Source organism: Variovorax sp. E3 (genome assembly GCF_016082275.1).
In the GTDB taxonomy this organism is placed as follows: Bacteria; Pseudomonadota; Gammaproteobacteria; order Burkholderiales; family Burkholderiaceae_C; genus Variovorax.
In genome coordinates, this window is sequence record NZ_MOWM01000241.1 from 1 (window position 1) to 7,143 (window position 7,143).

The following is a 7,143-nucleotide window of genomic DNA, read 5'->3' on the forward strand; positions in this document are numbered from 1 at the left end:
CGCGGCGGCAGCCACGCCGCCGGCTGCGGCGCCCCCTCCCGTGGTCGCGGCGCCGGTCGGCATTCCGGCCGCGCTGCAGGAGCGCGCCGACGCCCTGCTCGCCGCGCACCGGCAGATGATCGTTCTCATGACCGGCGAGCGCACGCTCGACGCGGCCGAGAAGCGCGCCGTGGGCGCGGTCGGGCAACTGCTGTTCCATGACATGCAGGAACGCCAGCAGGCGCTGATCGCACAGGCCGGCGAAATGACCGACCCGGCCACGGTGCCGGCGCTGAACGCGCTGCTCGACCGCATCGAGAGCGAGCCGAGCTGGTTCGACGCCGACCGCCTCGCGTTCAAGGAATTCCTGACCGAGCTGAGCACGCGCTACGCCCAGGCGCAGTCGCTGCCCGGCCTCAAGCTGGGCCGCCGCGCGAGCGAAGACCTGGCCGTGCTGGCCGAGATCGAGCAGGCCTACGACCGCGAGCTCAAGGACGTGTTCGGCCGTTTCGCGCAGCGCGGCATCGAGCCCCAGCGCGAAAAATGGTCCGACTACGTGGCCAAGCTGCAGGGCCTGTATTCGCGCGACAAGATCCTCAAGGACTTCGGCGCCATCGTTCCCTACACCCAGCCGGCCGGCGGCGCCAAGGAAAAGGAAGGCGCCGACACACGCGAGATCTTCGGCACCTCGCTGCCGCCCAAGACCGTGGTGCTGACCTTCGACGACGGCCCGCACGCCAAGCACACCGACGAGATCCTGGAGATTCTCAAGCGCTACGACGCGCCGGCCATCTTCTTCGAGCTGGGCCGCAACCTCGGCAAGCTCGATGCGCAGGGCAAGGCCCAGCTGGGCGCCAACGGCGCGGTGGCCAAGCGCGTGCTGGCCGCCGGCCACGTGCTCGCCAACCACAGCTTCAGCCATGGCGTGATGGCCAAGATGACCGACGACGTGGTGCGCACCGAGGCCTCCGAAACCGAGGCCCTGCTCGACGCCACCGGCCGCCCGCAGTCGACCCTGTTCCGCTTTCCCTACGCGCGCGCAACGAAGACAAGCTCAGCACGGTCGAGGCGCTCAAGCTGCGCTCGATGCTCTGGACCGTCGACTCCATGGACTGGGCCGACCCGGTGCCCAAGTCGATCGCCGACCGCGTGCTGGCCGAGGTCGACAAGGCCAAGCGCGGCGTGATCCTGTTCCACGACATCCAGGGCCGCACCGTGCAGGCCCTGCCCACGGTGCTCGACCAGCTGGTGGCCGACGGCTACCGCTTCGCAACCTGGCGCGACGGCAAGTTCGTGGTCAGCGCGTCCAAGCGCCCGACGCCGGACGACGGCGTGGCCTCGGCAGGCACCGGCGGCGACACGCTCTACCGCGACAGCCACGCGCTGGTGATCGGCATCGACAAATACGCCAAGTGGCCCGGCCTGCACCACGCGGTGCCCGACGCCAAGTCGATGGAGCAGTTGCTCGTCACGCGCTTCGGCTTCAAGCCCGAGAACGTCACCGCGCTGTACGACGGCGAGGCCACGCGCGCCAACATCCTGCGCGCGCTCAACGACAAGCTCACCGACAGCAAGCGCGTGAAGCGCGACGACCGCGTGCTGGTGTTCTTCGCCGGCCACGGCAGCACGCGCAAGCTCGCGAGCGGGCGCGACGTGGGCTACATCGTTCCGGTGGACGCGGCGCTGGACGACCTGGCCTCCGACGCCATCTCGATGCCGCAGCTGCAGGAGGTGGCCGAGGCGCTGTCGGCCAAGCACGTGCTGTTTTTGGTGGACGCCTGCTACTCGGGCCTGGGCCTCACGCGCGGCGGCGGGCCGCGCGGCAGCAAGAATTTCCTGAGCGACAACGCGCGGCGCATCGGCCGCCAGATGATCACCGCCGGCGGCGCCGACCAGCAGGTGGCCGACGACGGCCCCGGCGGCCATTCGGTATTCACCTGGACGGTGCTGCAGGCGCTGTCGGGCAAGGCCGACCTGAACGGCGACGGCGTCATCACCGGCACCGAGCTCGCGGCCTACGTGGCGCCGGCCGTCGCGGCTATCGCGCGGCAGACGCCGGCTTTCGGCAGCCTGCCGGGCTCCGAAGGCGGCGAGTTCGTGTTCGAGCTGCCTGTCGATCGCGAAGGCCTGAGCGGCGACAGCCAGCAGCTGGACGCCGCCGCGAGCCAGGTCAACAAGCGCATCGACGAGGCCAACGAGCAGGCGGTGCATGCCGCGGCCCTATCCCAGTCGTCCCCGTCAACCAAGCCGGGCAAATCCGACAAGGGCGACAAGGGCGACAAGGCGGCCATCGAAGTGGTCGTAAAGAACCTCGAAGGCGCCGATACCAAGCTGACCATGCCGGCCGCCGCGCCGCTGCCGCCGCGCGTGGCCGCCCAGCGCGCCAACGACCGCGGCCTGCAGCTGTACCGCGAACGCCGCTACGAGGAAGCCGAGGCCGCCTTCACCGAGGCGCTGAAGCTGCAACCGCGCTTTGCGCTGGCGGCCAACAACCTGGGCTTCCTGTACTTCAAGCGCGGCAAGCCGGTGGAAGCCGCGCGCTGGTACGAGCAGGCCATCGAGATGGACGGCAGCCGCGCCCTCGCCTACCTGAACCTGGGCGATGCGTACCTGCAGGCCGGCAACGACGCCAAGGCGCTGGCCGCGTACACCACCTTCGTCGGCCTTGCACCGAAGCACGCGCGCGCCCCGGCGCTGCAGACCTGGATCGCCACGCCCGACGCCGCGCACCGCCCCCACTGCCACCCACGAACTCATGACCACCATGACCCACACTTCTTCCTTGCTGCGGCGCCTGCGCGCGCCCGTCCTGGCCGCCGCGCTCGGCGTGCTGCTCGCGGGCTGCGTCGGCGTCTACAAGTCGGACGTGGTCAGCATCAACAGCAGCACGCGGCTGGACGACACGCCGCGCATCGCGGTGCTGTCGGCCTTCGAGCCCGAGCTGAAGCTGCTACTCACGCGCCTGCAGGGGCCCAAGAAGCACACGGTGAACGGCGTGGAGTTCACCACCGGCACGCTCGAGGGCAAGCCCGTGGTGCTGTTCCTGTCGGGCATCAGCATGACGAACGCCACCATGAACACGCAGCTGGTGCTCAACCGCTTTCGCGTGACCAACATCGTGTTCAGCGGCATCGCGGGCGGCGTGAATCCGCAGCTGCACGTGGGCGACGTCACCGTGCCCGCGCAGTGGGGCCAGTACCTCGAAGTGCTGATGGCGCGCGAAACCGCGCCGGGCAAGTACAGCGCGCCGCCCTTCATCACCGACGCCACGCTGCCCAACTTCGGCATGATGTTCCCGCGCCCGGTCGAGGTGCGCTCGGCGGCCAGCCCGCAGATCGTGCGCAAGTTCTGGTTCGAGGCCGACCCGAAGATGCTCGAGGTGGCGCGCAGCATCCGCAACGTCGAGCTGGCCAACTGCGGCGCCGGCAAGTGCCTGCCGCGCAAGCCGCAGCTGGTGGTGGGCGGCAACGGCGTGTCGGGCCAGGCCTTCATGGACAACAAGGCCTACCGCGAATACACCTACAAGACCTTCCAGGCCAACGTGCTCGACATGGAAACCGCGGCCGTGGGCATGGTCGCCTACAGCAACGGCGTGCCCTACATTGCCTTCCGCTCGCTCAGCGACCTGGCGGGCGGCGGCGACGGCGAGAACGAGATGGGCACCTTCATGAGCATCGCGGCGGACAACTCCGCCAAGGTCATGCTGGCTTTCCTCGCCGCCTGGAAGTGACGGCGGCTCCAGCGCGCCCGCTTCGCCTTGTTCTGCTTCCGGGCATGGACGGCACGGGCGACCTCTTCGAGCCATTGAAGGAAGCCATGGGCGCGCACGCCGAGATCGACGTGGTGCGCTATTCGGGCACCGAGCCGCAGGGCTACGGCGAGCTCGAACGGCTGGTGCGCGCACGGCTTCCCGACGCGCAGCCCTTCGTGCTGCTGGGCGAATCGTTCTCGGGCCCGCTGGCCATCTCGATCGCGGCCGAGCCGCCGCCGGGACTGCGCGGACTCATCCTGTGCTGCAGCTTCGCGCGCAGTCCCAAGCCGGGGCTGGCACTGCTGCGCGGCGGCCTGCTCGAACTGTCGATGAAGCTGCTTCACGCCCCCATGATGGCCGCGCCCATGCGCCACATGCTGCTGGGCCGCTTCGCCGACCCGCGCCTGGCGGCGATGCTGCAAGGCTCGCTGCGCAAGGTCTCCGGCGCGGTCATGACGCATCGCATGAAGGAAGTGCAGCGCGTGAACGTCGTCGACAAGCTGCCGCGCGTGCGCGTGCCGACGCTCTACCTGCAGGCGATGCACGACCGCGTGGTGCCGGCCCGTGCAGCGCAGGTCATCCAGCGCGCGCTGGACGGCCTGCGCATCGTGCAGCTCGAAGGCCCGCACGGCCTGTTGCAGACGGCACCCGCCGCCACCGCCCGCGCCATCGACAACTTTTGCCGCGAGCTCGGCCACCCCGAGCCCGCCACCCCATGAACCCTCTCGTGCTCCGGCTCGCCGGCATCACCAAGCGCTTCGGCAGCCTGGTGGCCAACGATGCCATTTCCCTCGACCTGCAGGCCGGCGAGGTGCTCGCGCTGCTCGGCGAGAACGCGCCGGCAAGTCGACGCTGATGTCGATCCTGTTCGGCCACTACGTCGCCGACGAAGGCGCCATCGAAGTCTTCGGCGCGCCGCTGCCGCCCGGCAACCCCAAGGCCGCGCTGGCCGCCGGCGTGGGCATGGTGCACCAGCACTTCACGCTGGCCGACAACCTCAGCGTGCTCGACAACGTGATGATGGGCACCGAGCCCCTGTGGCGCCCGGTGTCGCAACGCGCGGCGGCGCGCGCCCGGCTGCTCGACGTGGCGCAGCGCTTCGGCCTGCCGGTGCAGCCCGACGCGAAGATCGGCAGCCTGTCGGTCGGCGAACGCCAGCGCGTGGAAATCCTCAAGGCGCTGTACCGCGGCGCGCGCATCCTGATCCTCGACGAGCCCACGGCCGTGCTCACGCCGCAAGAGAGCGAGGCGCTGTTCGCCACGCTCGCGCAGATGGTGGCGCAGGGCCTGTCGGTCATCTTCATCAGCCACAAGCTCGGCGAGGTGTTGCGCGTGTCGCACCGCGTGGCCGTGCTGCGCGGCGGCAAGCTGGTGGCGCAGGCGCGCACCGCCGACACCACGCAGGCGCAGCTCGCGCTGTGGATGGTCGGCCACGCGGTCGAGGCGCCGCAGCGCCGGCCCGCGAAGTCGGTGGGCGACGCGGTCTGCGTGCTCGATCACGTGAGCACTGCCGCCGGAAAAGACGGCGGGCAGGACAGGCTGCGCGAGGTGTCGCTGACGCTGCGCGCCGGAGAAATCACGGCCATCGCGGGCGTGTCGGGCAACGGGCAGGTCGCGCTGGCCGAGTTGCTGAGCGGCACGCGCCGGGCCGTCTCCGGCACGGCGCAGTTGATGGGCCGCGCACTGCCGCCCTCGCCCGCCCGGCTGGTGCAGCGCGGGGTGGCGCGCATTCCCGAAGACCGTCACGCGGTCGGCGTGGTCGGCGACCTGCCGGTGTGGGAAAACGCGGTGTCGGAGCGGCTGCGCAGCCCGGTGTTCTCGCGCTGGTCGTTCTTCGTGAAGCGCGCCGCCGCGCGGCTGCATGCGCGGCGCATCGAAAAAGCATTCGACGTGCGCGGCGCCGGGCTCATGGCGCCGGCGCGTTCGCTCTCCGGCGGGAACATGCAGAAGCTGATCCTGGGGCGCGCCCTGCTCGCGCCCGAGCAGCCCGAAGCGGCCAAGGGCGACGACAACAAGAAGTACCCGACCCGCGCGCCGCGCCTCATCGTCGCGCACCAGCCGACCTGGGGCCTCGACATCGGCGCGGTCGCCTATGTGCAGCAGCAGCTGATCGCCGCGCGCGACGCAGGCGCGGCGGTGCTGGTGATTTCCGACGACCTCGACGAAGTGCTCACGCTCGGCGACCGCGTGGCCGTGATGCACGGCGGCCACCTCGGCGAAGCGCGCCCGGCCGCGGCCTGGACGCGCGAGGCCATCGGCTTGGCCATGGCCGGCGCCACGGCGACTCAACGCACGGGAGCCCCGTCATGATGCGGCTCGAAAGACGCCACGAAACCTCGCGCGCCGCACTGGTGCTGGCGCCCGTCGGCGCGGTCGTGTTCACCATGATCGTCAGCGCGCTGCTGGTGCTGTGGGCCGGCGCGCCGGTCGGCCGCACCTACGCGCTGCTGCTGCAGGGCGGCTTCGGCTCGGTGTTCGCGTGGAGCGAAACGCTGACGCGCGCCATTCCGCTGATCCTCACCGGGCTGGCGGCCACGGTCGCTTTCAAGGCGCGGCTTTTCAACATCGGGGCCGAGGGCCAGCTCTACGCGGGCGCGCTGGCGGCCGTGGCGGTGGGCGGCATGCACGGCGGCACCGGCTTCGAGCTGTCGCCCTGGGTGCTGTTCCCGCTGATGATGCTGGCCGCCGCCGTGGCCGGCGCGCTGATGCTGCTGGGCCCGGCGCTCATGAAGAACAAGCTGGGGGTGGACGAGGTCGTGACCACGCTGCTGATCAACTTCATCGTGCTGTTGGGCGTGTCGGCGCTGCTCGACGGGCCGATGAAAGACCCGAGCGCCATGGGCTGGCCGCAGAGCGTGTCGCTGCAGCCAGACCTGGAGTTGGGCAAGCTGATCGCGCAGACGCGGGTTCACACCGGGCTGCTGTGGGCGGTGTCGCTCGCGGTGACGGTGTGGGCGGTCTTCAAGTACACGGTGCTGGGCTTCGACATCCGCGCCGTGGGCGCCAATGCGCGCGCCGCCGCCTTTGCCGGCGTGCCGGTGACGCGCACCGTGGTCATGGTGGCGCTGCTGTCGGGCGCGCTGGCCGGGCTGGCCGGTGCCATCGAGGTGGCGGGCCGCACGAGCTACGTCACGCTGGACATGTCGCCGGGCTATGGCTACACGGGCATCGTGATCGCGATGCTGGCCGGGCTGCACCCGCTGGGCGTGATCGCGGCCGGCGTGTTCGTGGCGGGCGTGCTGGTCGGCGCGGACACCATGAGCCGCGCGGTCGGCGTGCCGACGTACATCGCCGACGTGATCGTCGCCGCCTCGCTGATCGCGGTGCTGGTGGCGACGCTGCTGACGCAATACCGTGTGCGGATGAAGAAATGAACATGGCCGTCGCTTCTTCCGCCTTGCTCCTTCCCCTCC

General features: G+C 70.6%; 4 protein-coding genes and 2 pseudogenes. All 6 read left to right on the forward strand.

Going from position 1 to position 7,143, the window contains the following annotated elements:
- Window positions 1–1,165 (forward strand): polysaccharide deacetylase family protein (locus tag BMG07_RS43655; RefSeq protein WP_269759834.1); only part of this gene is annotated, 1,165 nt, incomplete at its 5' end.
- Window positions 1,087–2,625, forward strand: a pseudogene (locus BMG07_RS38770) (caspase family protein); the annotation flags it as partial. The gene BMG07_RS43655 and the pseudogene BMG07_RS38770, both read left to right, overlap by 79 nt.
- 118 nt (window positions 2,626–2,743) lie before the next feature.
- The gene (locus BMG07_RS38775; protein WP_198088934.1) at window positions 2,744–3,709 is read left to right on the forward strand and encodes a 5'-methylthioadenosine/S-adenosylhomocysteine nucleosidase; all 966 of its coding nucleotides are present in this window, start codon (window positions 2,744–2,746) and stop codon (window positions 3,707–3,709) included.
- 44 nt (window positions 3,710–3,753) lie between these two features.
- Window positions 3,754–4,449, forward strand: coding sequence for an alpha/beta fold hydrolase (locus BMG07_RS38780; protein WP_269759835.1), 696 nt, complete (start codon window positions 3,754–3,756; stop codon window positions 4,447–4,449).
- Window positions 4,446–6,040: pseudogene (locus tag BMG07_RS38785) on the forward strand (ABC transporter ATP-binding protein). The gene BMG07_RS38780 and the pseudogene BMG07_RS38785 overlap by 4 nt, the downstream one beginning before the upstream one ends.
- Window positions 6,040–7,104 carry an ABC transporter permease gene (locus BMG07_RS38790; protein WP_198088936.1) on the forward strand — a complete coding sequence of 355 codons (1,065 nt, stop codon included), beginning with the start codon at window positions 6,040–6,042 and terminating at the stop codon, window positions 7,102–7,104. Before BMG07_RS38785 ends, BMG07_RS38790 begins: the two are co-directional and overlap by 1 nt.
- Window positions 7,105–7,143: the final 39 nt, after the last annotated feature.